The organism is Thermogemmatispora aurantia (assembly GCF_008974285.1).
GTDB classification, from domain to species: domain Bacteria; phylum Chloroflexota; class Ktedonobacteria; order Ktedonobacterales; family Ktedonobacteraceae; genus Thermogemmatispora; species Thermogemmatispora aurantia.
On the sequence record NZ_BKZV01000005.1, the window covers coordinates 532,814 to 551,179 of the forward strand.

12 protein-coding genes are annotated in these 18,366 nt (G+C 61.0%); 6 read left to right on the forward strand and 6 right to left on the reverse strand.

The annotated features are described in order from the left end of the window. Positions 1–20: 20 nt before the first annotated feature. On the forward strand, positions 21–1,022 hold the full coding sequence (locus tag KTAU_RS17115; RefSeq protein ID WP_170293386.1) for an HAD family hydrolase: 1,002 nt from the start codon (positions 21–23) through the stop codon (positions 1,020–1,022). Further along, a complete protein-coding gene (locus KTAU_RS17120; RefSeq protein WP_151729501.1) occupies positions 1,019–1,747 on the forward strand; it encodes a class I SAM-dependent methyltransferase in 729 nt (242 codons plus the stop codon). Before KTAU_RS17115 ends, KTAU_RS17120 begins: the two co-directional genes overlap by 4 nt. 45 nt (positions 1,748–1,792) lie before the next feature. Here the strand turns inward: KTAU_RS17120 and KTAU_RS17125 are convergent, their stop codons facing one another. After that, entirely contained in the window at positions 1,793–5,467 is a 3,675-nt protein-coding gene (locus KTAU_RS17125) for a type ISP restriction/modification enzyme (protein ID WP_151729502.1), read from the reverse strand. A gap of 67 nt (positions 5,468–5,534) precedes the next feature. Continuing rightward, a complete protein-coding gene (locus tag KTAU_RS17130; protein ID WP_151729503.1) occupies positions 5,535–5,837 on the reverse strand; it encodes a helix-turn-helix domain-containing protein in 303 nt (100 codons plus the stop codon). Positions 5,838–6,083: 246 nt separating this feature from the next. Between KTAU_RS17130 and KTAU_RS17135 the strand changes: the two genes are divergently transcribed. Continuing rightward, positions 6,084–6,401 carry a hypothetical protein gene (locus tag KTAU_RS17135; RefSeq protein WP_151729504.1) on the forward strand — a complete coding sequence of 106 codons (318 nt, stop codon included), beginning with the start codon at positions 6,084–6,086 and terminating at the stop codon, positions 6,399–6,401. A 145-nt stretch (positions 6,402–6,546) separates the two neighbouring features. Here KTAU_RS17135 and KTAU_RS17140 read toward each other — a convergent pair whose 3' ends face one another. Then, positions 6,547–9,729 (reverse strand): type I restriction endonuclease, encoded by a 3,183-nt coding sequence (locus KTAU_RS17140; RefSeq protein ID WP_151729505.1) that lies wholly within the window; start codon positions 9,727–9,729, stop codon positions 6,547–6,549. A gap of 1,073 nt (positions 9,730–10,802) precedes the next feature. On the opposite strand from KTAU_RS17140, the gene KTAU_RS17145 reads away from it, so the two are divergent. Beyond that, the gene (locus tag KTAU_RS17145) at positions 10,803–12,740 is read left to right on the forward strand and encodes an ABC transporter ATP-binding protein (RefSeq protein WP_151729506.1); all 1,938 of its coding nucleotides are present in this window, start codon (positions 10,803–10,805) and stop codon (positions 12,738–12,740) included. 122 nt (positions 12,741–12,862) lie between these two features. Here KTAU_RS17145 and KTAU_RS17150 read toward each other — a convergent pair whose 3' ends face one another. Further along, positions 12,863–13,177 (reverse strand): GlsB/YeaQ/YmgE family stress response membrane protein, encoded by a 315-nt coding sequence (locus KTAU_RS17150; protein WP_151729507.1) that lies wholly within the window; start codon positions 13,175–13,177, stop codon positions 12,863–12,865. Positions 13,178–13,582: 405 nt separating this feature from the next. Then, positions 13,583–14,365, reverse strand: coding sequence for a 2-phosphosulfolactate phosphatase (locus KTAU_RS17155; RefSeq protein ID WP_170293387.1), 783 nt, complete (start codon positions 14,363–14,365; stop codon positions 13,583–13,585). Positions 14,366–14,567: 202 nt separating this feature from the next. Here KTAU_RS17155 and KTAU_RS17160 point away from each other — a divergent pair, with 202 nt between their 5' ends. Then, a complete protein-coding gene (locus KTAU_RS17160) occupies positions 14,568–16,250 on the forward strand; it encodes an acetate--CoA ligase (RefSeq protein ID WP_151729509.1) in 1,683 nt (560 codons plus the stop codon). Positions 16,251–16,438: 188 nt separating this feature from the next. Here the strand turns inward: KTAU_RS17160 and KTAU_RS17165 are convergent, their stop codons facing one another. Further along, entirely contained in the window at positions 16,439–17,131 is a 693-nt protein-coding gene (locus tag KTAU_RS17165) for a hypothetical protein (RefSeq protein ID WP_151729510.1), read from the reverse strand. A gap of 408 nt (positions 17,132–17,539) precedes the next feature. Here KTAU_RS17165 and KTAU_RS17170 point away from each other — a divergent pair, with 408 nt between their 5' ends. Beyond that, positions 17,540–18,268: a response regulator transcription factor gene (locus tag KTAU_RS17170; RefSeq protein WP_151729511.1), complete on the forward strand. Its 729-nt coding sequence runs from the start codon at positions 17,540–17,542 to the stop codon at positions 18,266–18,268. Positions 18,269–18,366: the final 98 nt, after the last annotated feature.

An 18,366-nucleotide genomic window follows, 5' to 3' on the forward strand; every position in this document is an offset into this window, starting at 1 on the left:
CCGCTCAAGGGAAGAGCAACTTGAGGTTTTTGCTTGTGAAGGGACGCATCATTCGCTGCGTGCTCTTTGATCTTGGCGATACGCTCTGGTACCGGAAGGACCCAGAGACCTGGCGCCGCCTGGAGTTCGCGGCAAATTGTCAGGCGATCGCCCTCCTACGGACGCACCTGGAGTCGTGCAGCCTCCCTGACCAGGACGATCTGACGCTGGGCCGGTCGCTGCGCGTCGCCTTTGATGCGCAGACGCGGGCGCGTATTCGGCGTGATCCCAGCCATGAGCCGGATGGGGCTGAGGTGGCGATGGAGACGCTGGCTCAACTGGGCTGGGGTCAGATCGATCGGCAGCTTGGGGCGGCGCTCTTTGAGGCGCTGCGCGTGCGCATTATCGATTCGCGCTTGCTTTACGATGATGCGCTCTCGACGCTGGCAGAGTTGCGCCGGCGTGGCTTCCTGCTTGGTGTGGTGACCAATCGCCTCTGGGGAGGTCCTCCTTTTCAAGAGGATTTGCGGGCCTTTGGCCTCTTTGAGTACTTCGCGCCCGCGACGATCGCTATTTCCGCCGATCTGGGTGTGCGCAAGCCCGATCCCGCGATTTTTCTGCATACGCTCCGGGCGCTCAATGTCTCTCCCTCTGAGGCGGCGATGGTCGGCGATTCGCTGCGCTCCGATATCGTCGGGGCCAAGCGCCTCGGTCTGCTGGCGATCTGGAAGCCGAAGCCGCGTGTTCGTGAGGCGTTGCAGGCCCGGCTGGTGGCGCCCGGGGCGACCAGCGCCAGCGCTTCTTTCGGGCATCCAGAGCCTTTCTCTCCTCCTACGGTTGTGAGTGCGGCCAGCGATCTCCCGCCGGATCTGCCCCCGGGCTTGCACGTGACCGATGATGATTATGTGCTCTCGACGGTGCAGGGGCCGGGGAGCGATCCATTGGCTTTGCTGGCGAGCGACGTGGAGGAGTATAAGCCCGATCTGATGATCGAGCGTTTGAGCGATCTGCTGGAGATTTTTCCAAAGGCGGGTGTGCTGTGAGTGTGAGAGAGCGCCTGCGGCAGATGCTCTTTGAGACGCTCTATCGCAATCGCTATCTCTATCGTTTTGCCAGCACGGTGCCTTTTGCGGGACAGTGGCGAGTCTGGCAGCGGCTGGTCTTGCCGCGCGTGGTGGGGCATGACGTGCTGGAGCTGGGCTGTGGTCTGGGCGATCTGCTGGCCGATCTGTGTGAGCAGGGCTATCGCTGCATGGCGGTTGAGCGCTCGCCGGAGATGGTGGCGGCGGCGCGCGCAACCTTGCAGCGGCGCCGGGTTGGTCAGCCAGGTCAGGTGCTGCTCGGCGAGGCCCAGCATCTCCCCTTTGCTGATGCCTCCTTTGATACGGTGGTCAGTACTTTCCCTTCCGACTATATTTTTGACCCCGATACCATCGCTGAGGTGGCGCGCGTGCTGCGTCCGGGTGGGCGTCTGGTGGTGGTGGAGGGGGCCAATCTGCTCCCGGTCGGCCTGTTGCAGCCTGTGTTGTTGCTGGTCCATCTGCTGGTCTATGGCTTCTATCCGCGGTCTTCTTCTCTAGAAGAGCGCCATCGTGTGGTGCGGGTGAAGCGCGATGAGGCGACAGGGCTGACGACGGAGGAGCTGCCGGCGACGCCTTTCGGGCGGCGCATTCCGCTGGAGCGCTATGGACTGCGTCGTCGCGCGGAGCGGGTGCGCAGTCGGCGCTGGGAGGTTTATCTGACGATCGGCGAGAAGCCGTCTGCCTGATCGTCTCCAGCCGCAGATTGGTGAGCGGGCTTCGCCGCTCCGGCTTCAGGCTGATGGAAAGGCGGCCTGCCAGTCTTCGGGGGTGACCGCCTGTTCGAGTTCTTCCACCAGGGTCAGGGTTTGCAGGCTGACGGTCACGACCTGCTTGAGCAGGCGCACGATGTAGTCGGGGTCGTCGGGCCGGTTGGGATCAAGGACGATGCCGCTGCGCTGGTCGCGGCGGAGCTGATACTGCTCTAGAACCCACTCCAGCGCTGAACGATGGCCCAGGACGTAGCGGAAGCAGTCCTCCGGGACGTCGGCCAGGGTGAGGCCGGGGCTGACCTGGATGGTGCGCCGGTCGGGGCTGAGGCGCAGACGCTCGATGTGGCGGTTGTCGCGGTAGCTGAAGCGCTCGTCTTCGATCTCGCGCAGCGAATAGGGGTCAACCCGCTCGTAGTGGATGTGCAGCTCAAGCAGCTGCCGACCCAGGCTGACGGCGGCCCGGAAGGCTTCGTTGCGCTTGAGCAGGGGCAGGCGCGGCAGCTCGTACTTGAGCCGCTCGGCGTAGCGCTCGCGATAGGCGGGATGGTGGAGGATGGCGTAGGCGTAGTGGAAGAGGTCCCATTTGCTGACCTGGGAACCGTAGTGGCGCTGGAAGAGGGCCAGGGCACCATCGGTGATGTTCTCCTGCCGGTTGCCGTCTTTCCCGTAGACGTAGAAGGGGAAGCACTGGATCTTTTCGAAGGCCAGATCGAAATCTGTTATATGATTGGTGGCCAGGCAGCCAAAGGGCTTGCGGTTGCCCGGGCCAGGGACACAGATGAGGCGGTTCTCCTCTTCGCTGACGGGGGTGGGAAGCAGCCGGGGCCACAGACCTTGACGCTGGTTGAGTAAGGGATCGAAATAGAGATACATGCTGGTGAAAGGGCGATAAAGGGCGCGGCGGATGCTAGTGGCCTGGAAGCGAGCTTCAACCTGGCGCAAGAAATACTCTTTGAGGCGGCTGCTCCACTTGATCTTTGTCTCGTCAGCGCTGACAAAGCTATCGAGGTCAGCAGGTTTGTTTGCCCGTTGCCAGCGTGCAAGATCGTTGTTGTAGACTTCGATCATTTGCTGGACTTTCGAGATCAGTTGGGAGCGGTCGAAGTCATAAACCCAGACGTCACGGCTTGTCTGAATACCAAGCGAATAGGCCGCAAAGAGCGTCAGGTGATCGCTCTCTCTCTCAGATGTTGCTGCTCGTTTGCCTTCCTTGGTGCCCAGCGGCAGGAAGGTGCTCCACTCGGGGGCCGACTGTGGAGCCAGCCAGTGCCGTGGCGTGGCCGGCTGCAGCCGCTGCCAGGGGATCTGCCCCATGCTGCGCTTCTCGCGTAGAAAGTTCAGCTTCTCCTCTTTGCGCCAGTCCTCGGGGACGCGGTAGTAGGAGAGACGGCGCTCCTGCTGATGGGCCGCGCGAATCGCCAGGGTGATGCCGACGCCAACCTGGATGCCAAAGACGTTATGGGTCGTGCCCGAGAGGCGCGGATTGCGGCGGACGTTGCCATGCAAATCAAGATGGTAGATGTGGGTGAAGTCCTGGAGGAGGTGATGGCGCATCCCGTCAAAGGCAATCTGGTCGATAAAAGAGTTGTTGGAGACGAAGCAGACGATGCCGTCGCGACCCCGCAGGCGGTCGCTGGCCCAGCGGAAAAAGCGCACATAGGCATCGTAGAGCATGTTGCGATTGGTGGCCTGGGAATCGCGGACATAGGTGTCGCGAATGCGCTGGTCGAGGAGCTGGTAGGGGCGATTTTTGTTGTTCTCGTTCTCGCGCTTCTGGCCGACGTTGTAGGGCGGGTTGCCGATGATGACCATGATGTCGGCCTCTTTCTCGCGCAGCACGCGCTGCGTGTTCTCCTCAACGAAGTAGAGCCGCGGCTGCCTGACCACCGTACCGCCGTTGCTGCTGACCCGCTCGGCCAGCTCCAGCGTGTCGACAAAGCAGATGCCCGGAAATGGCTCGTATTCCCCCATGCGCTCATAGTAGGCGTGCTCGATGTTGAGCGAAGCGATGTAGTAGGGCAAGAGCATGATCTCATTGCAGAAGAGATCTTCCGCGTATTTCTGGCGCAGGGCGCCGCGGGGGAGACGCTTCAGGATATTGACCACGAAGTTACCGGTGCCGGTGCAGGGATCGAGGATCTTAACGCCGGGCGTGGCCAGCGAACAGCCAAACTCGCGCTGCAGGGCCTCGTCGACGCTGGCAACCATGAAGTCGACGATCTCCTGCGGGGTGTAGACGATGCCGTAGGTGTCGGCCTTGCTGACCGAGAACCCCTGGAAAAAGCGCTCGTAGACCGTGTTGAGGAAGCGCTGGCGCTCGGTCCAGTCGCGGATGCTGCGCGCCGCCTCCTCGATGGCCAGATAGAAGTGATCGAGCGAACGGAGGAATTCCTGGCGGTTGAAAGCGCGACTGGTCAGGGCGCGAATGACCTGCTCGATCTGGGCGGCGATGACGTTGCGGCTGACGAAATCGGGGTTGTCGAAGACGGTGCGGAAGAGGCGCTCGGTGAGCAGGTGCTGCACGAGCATTTCGGTGATTTCTGCCTGGCTGATCTGCGGGTTGAGGTTGCTGCGGCAAAGAGTGGTGAAGTCGTTGAGCGCCGCGATGAAGGCGCGGTTCTGGGTGGCTTCCTGCTGGATAATCTCCAGGAGGCGGGCCGCCAGCTCGGGAATGCGGTCCTGAAACTCCTCAACGGCGGCCTCGAAGCGAGCAATCTGCGGCTCGCTGTAGGTGAGAAAGCGGGTCAGGAGATCGCGCAGCTCGCTGTCGTCGTCCAGGTTGAAGAGGAGGCGCTGACCGTCCTGGTAGAGGATTGCCCGCCGGCTGTTCTCGAAGAGGGTATTGCGCAGAGGATAGCCAGCCTCGATTTTGCGCTGGACTTCGCGTTCGAGGTCGAGATGGGGCGCCTTGGCCTCCCAGAGACCACGAATGAAGAACTCGTTGACGTCGCGCAGGACCCCGTCGGGACGGAGGCCATTGGGCAGGGTCTGCTCAGGAATCAGCTTGAGATTGACTGCGCTGGCGGTCTCCTCTAGCAGGCGCTGGAAGGCGGTGCGCAGGGCCAGCTCATGAGTGGCGAAGCCCTCGTACGAGCGGAGCTGCTTGCGGTAGCGCTCAATGGCCCGCTTGAGTAAGGTGGGCGTGAGTGCAGCGGGCGTGCTGATCAGGACCTCGGCGGCCACGGACGACGACCCCTTTCTGAGAGCGTGCTGTTGTGCTCTATTATACACGCGCTGGTCTTCCTGCTCCATGATGTAGGCGATGACGCGCCGTAGCCCCCCGACAACTTCGGCAAAGGCGGCGTCCTGGTTGGCCCAGGTCGAGATGGGCCGGGCATTAGCAGGTAGAACCTGCAGGTGGGCGAAAGGGGCGCCTTCCCAGACTACAGGCCGCAGCAGGATCGGTACGACCTGGGCCTGATCTCGCCGCTGACGCTCTAAAGCGCGCTGCATCTCAACGCCGTAGCAATAGTCGGAGGCCATGAAGGCAGGACTGATCAGCAGGAGGATGAGCTGGGCCTGCTCCAGTTGCTGGCGAATGACCCGCCGCCAGTCGCTGCCCGGCAAGAGGGCACCATCGTGCCAGGTGGCCAGCAAACCCTGACGCTCCAACAGGACCAGGTGCTGCTCTAGCCGCTCCAGAAAGGGACGGTCTTCCCGCGCGTAGACATAAAAGAGCTTCACTGGCCTCGCCATCTGCGCGCTCCTTGCCGCTATCCGCTACCTGCCTTAAATCATACCTCTAACGCTGCTTGCTGTCACTCTATTCGTTTTCATCAACATCTCCTTCTTCATTCTCCCCTTCAACCAGACGCTTCTCTTTCCCCTCTATCAGTCCAAGGCGCTTCTGCCAGATCAGGGGCGGCGTCGGCTCATAATAGATGAGTTCTGCCGGAGTCACCTCCAGGGCCCAGCAGAGCTTATCTAGTGTAAAGAGATCGATTACAACTTGCGGATCACGAAAAATCTTGCGGACAGTCTTGTAGTCAACATCGGCAAGCTTGGCTAGCTGAGAGATGCTGATTTGCTTTTCCTCCGCAATCTCCTTGACGCGCAAACGGATCATAAGTTGGCCTTGCGGAAAATACTTCTACGCAGGAGTTTAACAGTTTAGCTACCTTGACAAAACTGCTACAATAGTCTAAGATTCGATAGGAGAGTAGTAGTCATGGCTTTAAGTCAGTATTTCAATGACTCCTTTAAAATCTTGGACTCTACTCCAATATGGCAGGTGGACAAAGCTGAGCCGGGCAGGATCAGATTGAGAGGCTGAGCCAGGCCGGGCCAGTGTCAGAGCAGGAAGGAGTATGCCATGTCTGGCCTTGTTGAAGAATGGCATGAGGAGCAGGGTGAAGAGCAGCGTGAAGAGCAGCGTGACCGTGAGCAGCCAGAAGCGAGCCAGGAGATTGAGCGCCTGAAGGAGCAGCTAGCGCACGAGTATGCACAGGCGCTGCGGGCCGGCGAGCGTGATGCTGCCCCTTCCTACGAGACCTATGAGCGGCTAGCGGAAGTAGCCGGTGATCGCCAGGCCAGCCTCATCCTCAAAGAAGTCATTGAGGCTGTCGAGCGTCGTATCTACGGTCTCCTGTTGCTAGAGGGACCGGCCCAGGGAATCGAGCACACCCACTAAGCGCAGCCGAGGGAGGAACAGCAAGACGAAAGGGAGCAAGCCGCCCGTCGCGTCCGCCAGGGTCGAGAGCAGGACCCGGTTGGCGCGGCGAGCGGCTCAACCAGAGAGAGGAGGGGAAAACATCGATCGGCGTGCTGTGCCGCCCTCAGTGCTCCGCTGTGGGTCTGGCTGGGCCACGCCGATCTGGGGGGCGATCGCTATCTGCCTGAGTGGAGTCGCCGGGCTGGGCGCTGCTGGAGCGCTGTCGCGGGCGCGACCCCGCCGCTTTCTCATCTGGCTGCTGGCTTCCTGTTGCGAGCGGGTCAAGCAGGGAGCGTACAAAGTGGAGCAGCTCCGCGGGATACTGTTCCCAGGGAGCTTGACCGCTCTCATACTTGTGTTGCAGCTTCTCCAGATGGGCCAGCGCTTCAGCGTAGCGTGGCTGCTGGCTGCTCAAGAGCTGCAGATTCCAGGTCAGAAGGCTGCGCAACTGCTCGGCCTTCAGCAGTGGCGTCTGGCTCTTCTTGAGCAACGTCGCCAGGCGTGAGAAGCTCACGCGCTGCAAGTCTAGGGTGCTCAACGAGGGCTTACCGCTGCTGCCCGCGGCCTCCATCTTGCTCCTACCGCCGTAACGCGCCGTCTGACTCTCTTCGGCTACCAGTCCGGCCAGAGCATGCGGACGATCGAACAGCTCGTCCAGGCTGCGGCAGTGTTGCGCGCGGCGTATCATGCGGGCCACCAACCCCAGCGCCTCGACCGCTCCGCTGAAAGACGGCGCCGCCTTATCGGGTTGCAGGGCTGCATAGAGCGCCTCGATGCGCTTCACCTGCGCAAAAAAGGCCTGACGCAGCTCGTTCCCCTTGAGCAGGCTATCGGCGGCTTGACGGGCGGCCCTGTCGAGCCGCTGCTCCGCGCTGGCGGCCAACAGCGCGGAGACCTCGACGCCATGACGGGCACAGAAATCCAGTGTCTCCCCGAGCGACTTCTCCAGCTCCGCCACAAGCCGATGCTTCTCCTGAATAGCGCTTACCTCAGCGACGGGCGGTTCGTGTAGTTCGCGACTGGCTCGGCGGCGGAGACGCCACGACTGGGGGAGCACGCGCTCAGCGGCCCGGGCATAGCGCTGTTGCAACGTAGAGAGCTGCGGCCAGTGCCCGATATAGTCGACCACCAGACCACAGACCTTCTCGTCATCATAGACACGGTTGACGGCAGTCAGGGCGGCCAGCAGCGTTGGACCCTGCAAAGGACGATCGAGATAGAGCGTTGCCAGCATCGGGGTGGCCAGACTTGCCAGCCAGGGATCACAGCTAAAGAGCAGACGGAGCGGATCGTTCACATCGTGGAAGCGAGCGACCAGGTCCTCATTGCGCAAACGCTCGTGATGGGAACGGATCTCGACCGTCTCGAAGTAGGCGCGGCCCGGCGTATCGTTGAAGTCAGCAAAGCGACGATAGTCGTCGGGCGACGGAGAAACGAGCACAGCCATCTCCGTTGGCCTGTAGTAGGCCAGGAGTTCATCCAGCCCAGCTCGACGGCGCCAGTCGAAGGTTTCATCTCGCTCCCGCTGCAGCCGACGCAGCATGCGCTCCCAGAGGGAACGCACCCGGTTATAGAGGCGCACGGCAGTGATCTTATCGATCGTCAGCACCAGGGCCTTGGCGCGATAGCCCCGGGCAAACCAATGTTCGACCAGATCGCGAGCCACCAGATCGAGGCGCTCGGGATGGGTCAGCAGCGCGTAGGGAGTGCGCAGGCGTTGAGCCAGCTCCTCTTGATACTCACTGCAGGGGCCAGCGGCCTCAGCCAGCTGCTGCATAGCCTCGGCAAAGCCGGGCGGAGTCTGCGCACCCAGCAAGGCGCTCCGATCCTCGTAGTAGACTGGCAGAATAGTGCCATCGGCGAGCGCTTGAGCGCAGGAATAGCCACTAAGGTAGGGGCCGAAGAGACTGCGCAGCGCCGGCTCCTGATCCTCGCGGCAGGGAGTCGCCGTTAGCCCGAGAAAAGCCGCGGCGGGCAGCGCCTGACGCATCCGCTGCAGCTGCTCCAGCGTGCAGGTCTGCAGCTCGTCGACCAGCACCAGCAGGTCCGTACGCAGCGAAAGCGGCTCAGGGCTCTCGAAAGCCGAAGGCAAAGCGAAATAGAGAGGAGGGGCAGAACGGCCCGGCGTGGGCCGCTCCAGCAAACGCTGCAGCTCGCCAGCTGTCGTCACGGGCATTGGACCCGGTTTCTCTTCCCTTGTCAGCAGGCCCCAGTCCGTCAGAGAGCGCACGAGCTGTCGCCAGAGATCCTCGTGGCCAGTCACCAACAGGCAGGTTGGCCCTGGCTCATCGCCCTGACGCAGCACCTTTTGCAGCAGAAAGGCCAGCGTATAGCTCTTGCCGCTGCCATGTGCCTGCCAGAGCAGTCCCAATCGGCCCCGTAAAGCCCCGGCCTCACGCAGACGAGCATAGGCCGCATTCACCGCCAGGTACTGATGATTGCGGGCGACAATTTTACCGGGCCGTGGCGTCCTGGAGAAAAGCGTGAAGTGCTTGACAAGATCAAGGAAGCGCTCAGGTTGACAGGTGGCGTAGAGCGCTGTCTCTAGTGAGCAGTCCTCCGGCTCATCTTCGCCCGAGAGGCGTTTCCAGGGAGTCAGCTGCGGCCAGCGGCTGTCAACGCTGCCCACGCGGTTCAAAGGACCGTTGGAGAGAAGCACAAGAGCGTTATACCATACGAGCTGTGGCAGTTCACTGCGATAGCAGTGCAGATAATGTTGATAGAGCTGCTCCAGTGGTTCAATGCCGATAACAAACAGCAGGAGCGGGAGACCGTTGACGAAACCAACCAGGGGAAGGCAGAGCGGGCCACAGCGCCCCTGCACCCAATAGTTCGAGATCACTCGCCAGTCGTTGGCGGCGGGATGTTGCCAGTCGACGAGACGCAGGGTCGACGAAGCGCCGACCTCCCTCCTCGGAGCCGAGACCGAAGCCATGCTGCCTGGGCGTCGGCGGCCCGGCTGAGCTTGGGAGAGAGCACTTGATTGCCCCTCATTGCTCGGCGCTACACCCTCGCGCAGCAGATGATGGATTTCGCGATTCGCCGCCAGCGGATGCAGCGCGTCGCGGTTGCGCGTCAGGAGGGCACAGGCATAGGCAATCTGTTCTGCGCTGGCCTCGGGATTCAGACGCTGCAGAGCCGTGCGGAGAGGGTCGAGCAGCACCACCTCCTCAGCGCTGCCGCGCCCAGTGATATCATAGTTGCCTGTTCCCTCGGCTGAAGCATCCTGGTGGCAATATCCCATCTGCTCCAGAGCGTGGATGGCCCGAGAAACCACGATATTGTTGATGGCTTGTGGAAACTCCATGATGTGACCTTCTTCTACCAGTACCAGCGCATCCTCTCACCATGAATATCTGCATAGGTGCGGTGTCACTGGCTGTGAACTTCAGGCAACGCTCGGGCCGTCCGAGGCGCCAGGTTTCTCCGTGCCTCCGCGTGGAAGGCAGGTAGGAGATGAGGCCTCAGGAAGGCGCTCAGACGCTGAAGCCAAGGCCTGGGCCGGCCCGAGGCTGCCCTCGGCTGTGCGCAAATCGAAATCATCGAAGACCCCTGCTTCAAGCAAGCGGGGGAAGTGCATCAAAGTAATCAATGCAAAAAATTGCGTTCATAAATGAGATGGCCGGACTTACCCACCAAAGAGACCAGGAGAAAAGCATGGTCGCAGGTCCTGGGGATCGGTTCAGGTGCTGGCTCTGCCTCTGGCCGCCTGCTCTGTGGCTCTAAGTACCTGGCCAGCCTCCTGGCCTGCGCCAGCCAATCAAGCGGCTGCCTCACTCTGCAGCCTTGGCCGGCCCGGGCCAGTTCCAGCACGCTGCAGGCCATCCTGCCAAGCATCAGGGGTCGATTCCCTCCTAGCCATATACCACGTCCTTCCTTCTACCACTGCTGGAGCCTTTGCTTCTGCCAACCTGCCTCTGATCAGGTGGCGAGCAGCAGCTCATGCCTTTGTCCGCGTCGAGATCTTGCTGGTATCCAGGAGCAACGGGCTGCCAGGTCAAGGCGGTCATGGCAAGCAGGCACTGATCAGAGGAAGCGGACCGTCTCGCCCTGGCCTGCCCTCATGTTGCTACTATATAGACGAACCTGGCAAGATCCTATCAAATACAAGGAGGGTATCTAGAAGACAAAAGGACCTTTTGCCGGGTCCTGTAGTGAGCTTGTGTAATGATACACAAGACAAGCAACAGCATCTCAAGATCGAACGAGGCAGCAGAGACTGCCAACCGAGGCAAACAGAACTGTTCTCCTGACCAGTATCGGCGACCTGGCCCTGTGCTATACTCTCCCAATACGGCAGGTGGCGAGCAACGAAGTAGGGGGGCCTGTTCAACCAAGGCACAACCTCAGACGGAGCAGCAACAGGGAGTAGCAACAACGATGGCAGTACACGGTCACAGCATGGGTAGTGGTTTGGGGGTCTATCTCGACGAGCAGCGGCGCAAGGGGCGCAAGACCGACCGGCGAACACTAGGTCGGGTCATAGCGGCCTTCCGACCCTATCGAGGGCAAGTGGCTCTCATGCTCATAGCTATCCTCACGACAACCCTTTTGGGATTAATCAACCCTCTCATGATCCGCTTTATCTTTGATGATGCCATTGGCAAGCGTGATCTGACATTGCTCATCATCTTTGTCAGCATCATGCTCATCACGCCGGTGGTCAACGGAGTCATCGGTGTAGGCCAGAGCTATCTCAGCAACGTGGTTGGGCAGCGTGTCATGCGCGACTTTCGCAATCGCCTCTATGCCCATCTGCAGCGGATGTCTCTGCGCTTTTTCACTGCCACCCGCACCGGAGAAATTCAATCGCGGCTGGCCAATGACGTCGGCGGTATCGAGAACATCGTCACAGGCACCGCCACCAGCATCGTTGCCAACATCTCCACGGCCCTCTCGACCATCATTGCAATGGCCATTATCAGCCCGCTGCTTACCCTCATCTCGCTGGGGCTGCTGCCGCTCTTCCTCTGGATCACCTACAAAGTAGGCAACGTCCGCCGCCTGACGAGCAAAGAAACGCAAAAGAGCATGGCCTCTCTTAGCGCCCTCATGCAAGAGACCCTTTCCGTCAGTGGCATCCTGCTCATCAAGACCTTTGGCCGGCAGAAGCTGGCCCAGCAACGCTTTGAAGAGGAGAACCAGCGACTTTCCGATCTTGAAATTCGCCAGCAAATGATCGGGCGCTGGTTCTTCATGTTCGTGGGCACCTTCTTCTCGATCACGCCGGCAGTCGTCTACCTTGTCGCCGGATTGCAGGCCATTTTTGACCCGCGCCAGGCCATTACCCTGGGCGCCATTGTGGCCTTCACCACTCTGCAGAGCCGGCTCTTTTTCCCGGTTGGCCAGCTACTCAACATTCAAGTCGACATCCAGGGCGCCCTGGCCCTCTTCGACCGGATCTTCGAATATCTCGACCTGCCGATCGAGATCGCAGACCGGCCTGATGCCCTCTGGCTCAAGCCCGAGCAGGTGCGTGGCGCCATCAGCTTTGAAGACGTCTCCTTCAGCTACCGACGTGAAGCATCTGAAGATACAGCCGAAGCGGGGCCGGAGGGGAATGGCGAGCAGCGAAACGGGAGAGCGGTGATCCTGGCTGAAGACCTGTCCGAGGGACGTCCAGCGCTCAGCCATATCTCTTTCACCATCGAGCCGGGTCAGCTGGTGGCCCTTGTCGGACCAAGCGGAGCCGGCAAAACCACCATCACCTATCTGCTCGCCCGCCTCTACGATGTTGACGAAGGCAGCGTACGCATCGACGGTCACGACGTTCGCTCCGTCGCCCAGCAGTCTCTCAGCGAACTGATCGGCATGGTCACCCAGGAAACCTACCTCTTCAACGCCACCATCCGCGAAAATCTGCTCTACGCGCGGCCCGAGGCCAGCGAGGAAGAGATGATCGCCGCCGCCAGGGCCGCTGCCATTCATGACCGCATCATGGAGCTAGAGGACGGCTACGATACCCTGGTTGGAGAGCGTGGCTACAAGCTCTCTGGAGGTGAAAAGCAGCGCCTCGCCATCGCGCGTGTCATCCTTAAAGATCCGCGCATCCTGATCCTGGACGAAGCCACCAGCGCCCTCGACACCCACTCCGAGCGTCTCATTCAGGCAGCCCTGGAGCCGCTCATGCACAAGCGCACTACCCTGGCCATTGCGCATCGGCTCTCGACCATTCTGGCCGCCGACACCATTCTTGTCCTGGATCGAGGGCAGATTGTCGAGCGCGGAACCCATGAGGAATTGCTGCAGCAGCAAGGACTCTATGCCCGCCTCTATGCTGAGCAGTTTCATCGGGCCGCCGAGGAGCAGACGATCTGAGCAAGACTGATCTTGATGAAGTCCCTCAAGAAAAAAAGCGGGCTAGCATCTATTGCTGGCCCGCTAAGGAGATTTCGGCAGAGGGAGATGCCGAAGAAAGGAGACGAAGAGTAAGAGGCTCACTAGACAGTAGGGCGCTTGCCACCAAGGCCTCGCCCACCAGTCACGGCCTTGACGATTACCAACAGGATGATCGCGCCGAGCAGGGCTGTCACGAATGTCCAGAAGATGCCACTGACCGAAATGCCGAGGGCGCCCAGGATCGCGCCGCCCAGGAGACCGCCAATGATGCCGACGATAATATTACCCAGAATGCCGAGCTGATCGCCCTGCACCAGGCGATCGGCGATCGCCCCGGCTAAGCCGCCGATGATGATCCAGACAAACCAGGCCCACAGCGTGCCCAGCACACTCGCCAGAACAAAACCCGTTACCATGTGAACTTTCTCCTCCTCTCGCTAAAGCTCTCTTCGAGACAATGACACAGGTACTTATTACTACAGTCGAAGATACTCCGATCGCTGTTGGGTCGCTACCGATGTCATTTTCTACACGGGTCAACCCCCGAGAGAGTGTCAACCGGCTCAGAGGACTGTAGCGAAAGAAAAGGAGAGCGGCGCGGCTTCAGAAGCGGGCTAAGCCTGAAGAAAGGCGCTGTTCCGACAGGGCAGGCGGCGAGCGGCTTCAGTAGAAATACTGGTCGTCTACAGCCAGAGCGCCGGGCCATCATTCCGGAGGCTTCAAGCCTTGCCCCCGAAGAGAAGGCCCCGCCTGGCCCGGCGCCAGAGCAACGTTGAGAGCGCAGAGCGGGCGCCAGCCCTCTCGCATAGTCGCTCAGACATTCAAAGAGCTAGCGGCTCGACAATCAACAGGCCGGTCTCCGGCTCGCGACCGGAGACCGCTGGTACCACGCTGCTCCGATCGATCTCCACACAGAAAGGAGGGTCGTCGACCAGACCGGCGCGTAGCACCGTCAGAGACGACTCGCTATACTCTAGCACACGCGGGGGCTTATAGGCCTCATAAATGGCGATCGCCGCCAGAGCGCTCCCGTGAGGAGTCAGGACTGGGCTTCCTGGATCAGCCTCCTGGTGGTCGGGGCCAGCCAGGCGCAGCAGCTCGGCGGCCAGGTAGCCGGCACAGACCGCATCATCCAGAGCAAAGTAACCGAACTCGCCTGCGCAGACCAGGGCAATATCGCGTTCGCGCTCACGCGCCAGCGTTAGCGCCGCCGAGACCACGGCGTGGGCATTGCGGAAGCAGCCGGCCAGGCGTATCGTCTCGGGTGGGCAGGCGTGGAAAGCGCGGGTGCCATTCGTTGTCGTCAAAATCAGCTCACGGCCCTGCAGGTCCAGCTGGGCGAACTCGCGCGGCGAATTGCCATAATCGAAGCCGGGAATGCGGCGCACATTGCGCTCGCCGCAGAGCGCGCGCCCGGGATGAGCAGCGGCTCCAGCCCGCGCCTGCTCGATCGACTCAGCCACCAGCACGCGCCTCGCGCCCTGCTCCAGCATCACCGTCATCGTCGTCGTCGCGCGGATCAGGTCGATCACGATGTAGACATCGCCGGCCTGGGCCCGCTCGGGCAAAATTGTCTCGGGAGTAAAAAAGACGTAGAGTTGCAAAGTGCCTCCTCGTTGTCGCTGACTGATGCACCTGATCAATAAAGGGGCTGAGGAAACTGCCCACAATAAGGATCAGGTTCCATTATATCCTCTCGCCTGGCGTATGGTATGATAGGGAAAGAGAGCACAAGCGTTTCGCAGTAGCCCACACCTCTGACAGCGCCGTCGGAGGAGCGCTCTACAGCACAAAGGAGGCTTCACAATGACCGTCTCGCGAACCCCCAACATGGTCGACTACGAAGTCGAGCGGCGCACCTTCCACATCGACGTCCCCGAGTATTTCAACTTCGCCGTCGACATCATCGGCAAATGGGCGCAGGACCCCCAAAAAATTGCCGTCCACTGGCTCGGTCAGCACGGAGAAGAGCGGCAGATCACCTTTGCCGAATTCGCCGAGCGTTCCAGTCGGGCCGCCAACGCCTTTGCAGCCCTTGGCCTCAAGAAAGGCGATCGCGTGCTGGTCATGCTGCCGCGCCTTCCCGAATGGTGGGAAAGCGTACTGGGTCTGATGAAGCTCGGCGTCATCTTTATCCCCTGCACCACCCTGCTCACCAGCAAAGACCTCCAATATCGGGCTGAAGTAGCCGAGGCCCAGGGCCTGATCACCGATCGCGAAGGAGCAGAGAAATTTGATCAGGTGCGAGGGCAGTGTCCCACCGTCAAGCAGGCCATCCTGGTCGAGGGCGAGGCCCGTCCAGGCTGGATCAGCTATCACGAGATCGTGGCGGCAGCCTCCCCCGACTTCAAGGGTCCCAAAACGCGCAGCGACGACCCCTGTCTGGTCTACTTCACCTCAGGCACCGTCGGCTATCCCAAGATGGTTCTCCACACCCAGGCCAGCTACCCACTCGGGCACACCATCACTGGCAAATACTGGCTTGATCTCCACGAGGACGACCTGCTCTGGAATCTCAGTGAAACCGGCTGGGCCAAGTGGGCCTGGAGCAACTTCTTTGGTCCCTGGGTCATGGGCACCGCCGTCTTCATCCAGGACGCCCGCGGCAAATTCAATCCCCTGGAGACCCTGGAGCTGCTCCATCGCTACCCGATCACCGTCCTCTGTGCCCCACCGACCGCCTACCGCATGCTTGTCCTGGAGGAGCCGCTCGCCTATCTCAAGACGCATCCGCCCCGCGCCCTGCGCCACTGTGTTGGCGCTGGCGAGCCATTGAACCCGGAAGTCATTCGTCAATGGCAAGAAGCAACTGGCATGATCATCCGCGATGGTTACGGACAGACCGAGACCGTGCTGCTCTGTGGCAATTTCCCGCCGCTGGAGGTCAAGCCTGGCTCGATGGGCAAGCCCTCGCCGGGCTTCGACGTAGCCGTCATCGATCACGAGGGCAACGAGCTGCCTCCTGGTGCTGAGGGCGATATCGCCGTCCGCATCAAGCCTGAGCGTCCGCGCTGGCTCTTCCAGGAGTACTGGCGCAATCCCGAAGCGACCGCGGCCTGCATCCGCGGCGACTGGTACATCACCGGCGACCGCGCCTATCGCGATGAGGACGGTTATCTGTGGTTTGTTGGCAGGGCCGACGATGTCATCATCAGTGCCGGCTATCGCATTGGGCCGTTCGAAGTTGAAAGCGCCCTCAAAGAGCATCCCGCCGTCGCCGAGTCGGCGGTGGTTGGCAGTCCCGACGAAGTTCGCGGCCAGATCGTCAAAGCCTTTGTCGTGCTCGCCCCAGGTTACAGTCCATCACCCGAGCTGGCCAGCGAGCTGCAGGAGCATGTCCGTCGCGTCACCGCGCCCTATAAATATCCGCGCGAGATCGAATTTGTCGAGACGCTTCCTAAGACCATTTCGGGCAAGATTCGCCGCGTCGAGCTACGCGAGCTAGAGCACCGTCGCAAGCTTGGCCACAGTGGCCAGTCAGGGGCGTAAACTGCGACTCGTCTCCGTCCGTCGCCCTAGCCAGCGAGGACGGGAGGAAAAGCCGCCGGCGAGGAGGACCGCAGGCAGCAAAAGAGGGGTCGGGCGCGGTTCATGAGAGCTGTTGGCCCGACCCCTTCTGTATGCTGGCTTCAGCCAGCGCCATCAGACCATGAGACAGGAGACAGGGAAGGAGGAAGCTAGAGCGTACCAGACTTAAAGTGACGATTGACCAGCCGGGTGATCACCACCGGATGCTTCTGCAGGTACTGCTTGATCGCGCTAGCCTGCTGCTGGGTGATAGTACCGGCCTGGGCCGCGCGGTCCACCTCATGCTCGATGGCATTAAGGACAATCGTATGGAGCTGGCTGGCCGAAACGTGCTGAGCGTCAGCGATCTGCTTGAGCGTCTTGCCGGCCTGCAGCTGGGCTTTGAGCTGATCAACGCTCAGATGCAAACCCTGAGCGATCTGGTTCTCCAGATCGGGCAGGTAGGGCTTCAGCTGCTGGCGGATGGCGACGCGCTTGGCCCCATTGAGCAGAGCGCTGCAGCCCGGGTGAGCCGCCAGACGTTGCTTGATCACGGTGGCCTCGCTCTGCGTCAGCTTGCCATCCTTGACCATCTGATCGAGGACATCGCTGAGGGCCGCATTGCTATCCTGGCGCAGCGTCGCGACCGAGACATGCAGACGGTTCGCCAGATCCTGCAGCCACTGCTGACAGTAGGCCCCGGTCTTGCTGGCTGCCCCTGGCGTCGCTGTCGCCTGCGGGCTGCCGCTCTGGCCAGTAGCGCTGGCCAGCAGCGGCCCGGCGAAGAGGGCGCCGAAAACGATACATAGCAGCAAGAGCAGCGCTCCACCAGCGATCAAGAACGCTTTTTTCATATGCTTCATAGCGACATCGCTCCTTTTTCTGCTCACTCTTTCAAGAGTAGATTCTTTAGCATAGCTCTCTTGAGTAGAAACAAGACGGGTATGCTCAGCGCATACGGCGCGAGAGGAGGGAGCGAGCACCATCCGCTTGCCCTGGCGTTCGCTCTCCCTGGCGTTAAGTATCATAGCGCTCAGAAATAAAGAAGTCCTCAATGAGAAGCTCAAGATTTGCTCAAGATTTGCGGGTGGGAAGAGAGCGACCAGCCCCGGGACCGGCTGGAAGGAAGAGCGTGTGATAGTATTATCTAACGGACAGGAGGTCGCGCGTTCCGGCGCGTCGCTGACCCGGGCGCTCCCGACCCTTTCCCGTCGGTGAGACAAGCCGGGCGGGAGTGAGGCGGACCAGCCGAGAGCGCGCAGCAGCTAGCAATGGCACAGAAAATCCTCATCATTGAAGACGAAGAGGGGATCATTCACCTGCTTAACCTGTACCTCAAAGATGCAGGGTATAGCGTCATCGCGGCGCACGATGCGGCGGATGGCTTGGCGCTCCATGCCCGCGAGAAGCCCGATCTGGTCATTCTCGACATCATGCTGCCGGGGCTGGATGGCTTCGAAGTCTGCCGTCGCATCCGTTCCTGGTCCTCCACGCCCATTCTCATCTTAACGGCGCGTGGAGACGAAGACGATCGCATTCGTGGTCTTGATCTCGGAGCTGATGATTACCTGGTCAAGCCGTTCAGTCCGCGTGAGCTGGTCAGTCGTGTCCGGGCCATCCTGCGCCGCACCAGCGGAGGCGGTAGTGAGGGAGGTGGGGGCCAGGAGAAGCGCGAGAGCGAAGTACTGCGCTTCCCCGGTCTGGTCATCGACCTGCCCGCGCGGCGCGTTGAAGTTGACGGGCGAGAAGTTGCCCTCACGCCAACGGAGTTTGACCTGCTCGCCCTGCTGGCGCGCTCACCCGACCGTGTCTTTACGCGCGAGATGCTCATGAACAAAGTCTGGGGCTACGACTATCTGGGAGATGGTCACATCATCGACGTCCACATCAGCGCCCTCCGCAAGAAGATCGAAACCAATGCCGAGCGGCGCTATATCAAGACCGTCTGGCGCGTTGGCTACAAATTCGACGCCGCTGGTGCCCTCAAAGGAACACGCTAGGCACCGGTGCCGCTGATCCGCTGAAGGAAGGCGAGCCGCGGTAAGCGGAAAAGACCTCACTGGCAGACGAGTCAGGCGATGAGAGGTAGCTAAACCGC

Bases quoted from the DNA above. Each gene is read 5' to 3' on its own strand.
- KTAU_RS17125 (WP_151729502.1), bottom strand. From the start codon at position 5,467: ATGGCGAGGCCAGTGAAGCTCTTTTATGTCTACGCGCGGGAAGACCGT.
- KTAU_RS17130 (WP_151729503.1), bottom strand. From the start codon at position 5,837: ATGATCCGTTTGCGCGTCAAGGAGATTGCGGAGGAAAAGCAAATCAGC.
- KTAU_RS17135 (WP_151729504.1), top strand. From the start codon at position 6,084: ATGTCTGGCCTTGTTGAAGAATGGCATGAGGAGCAGGGTGAAGAGCAG.
- KTAU_RS17140 (WP_151729505.1), bottom strand. From the start codon at position 9,729: ATGGAGTTTCCACAAGCCATCAACAATATCGTGGTTTCTCGGGCCATC.
- KTAU_RS17145 (WP_151729506.1), top strand. From the start codon at position 10,803: ATGGCAGTACACGGTCACAGCATGGGTAGTGGTTTGGGGGTCTATCTC.
- KTAU_RS17150 (WP_151729507.1), bottom strand. From the start codon at position 13,177: ATGGTAACGGGTTTTGTTCTGGCGAGTGTGCTGGGCACGCTGTGGGCC.
- KTAU_RS17160 (WP_151729509.1), top strand. From the start codon at position 14,568: ATGACCGTCTCGCGAACCCCCAACATGGTCGACTACGAAGTCGAGCGG.
- KTAU_RS17165 (WP_151729510.1), bottom strand. From the start codon at position 17,131: ATGAAGCATATGAAAAAAGCGTTCTTGATCGCTGGTGGAGCGCTGCTC.
- KTAU_RS17170 (WP_151729511.1), top strand. From the start codon at position 17,540: ATGGCACAGAAAATCCTCATCATTGAAGACGAAGAGGGGATCATTCAC.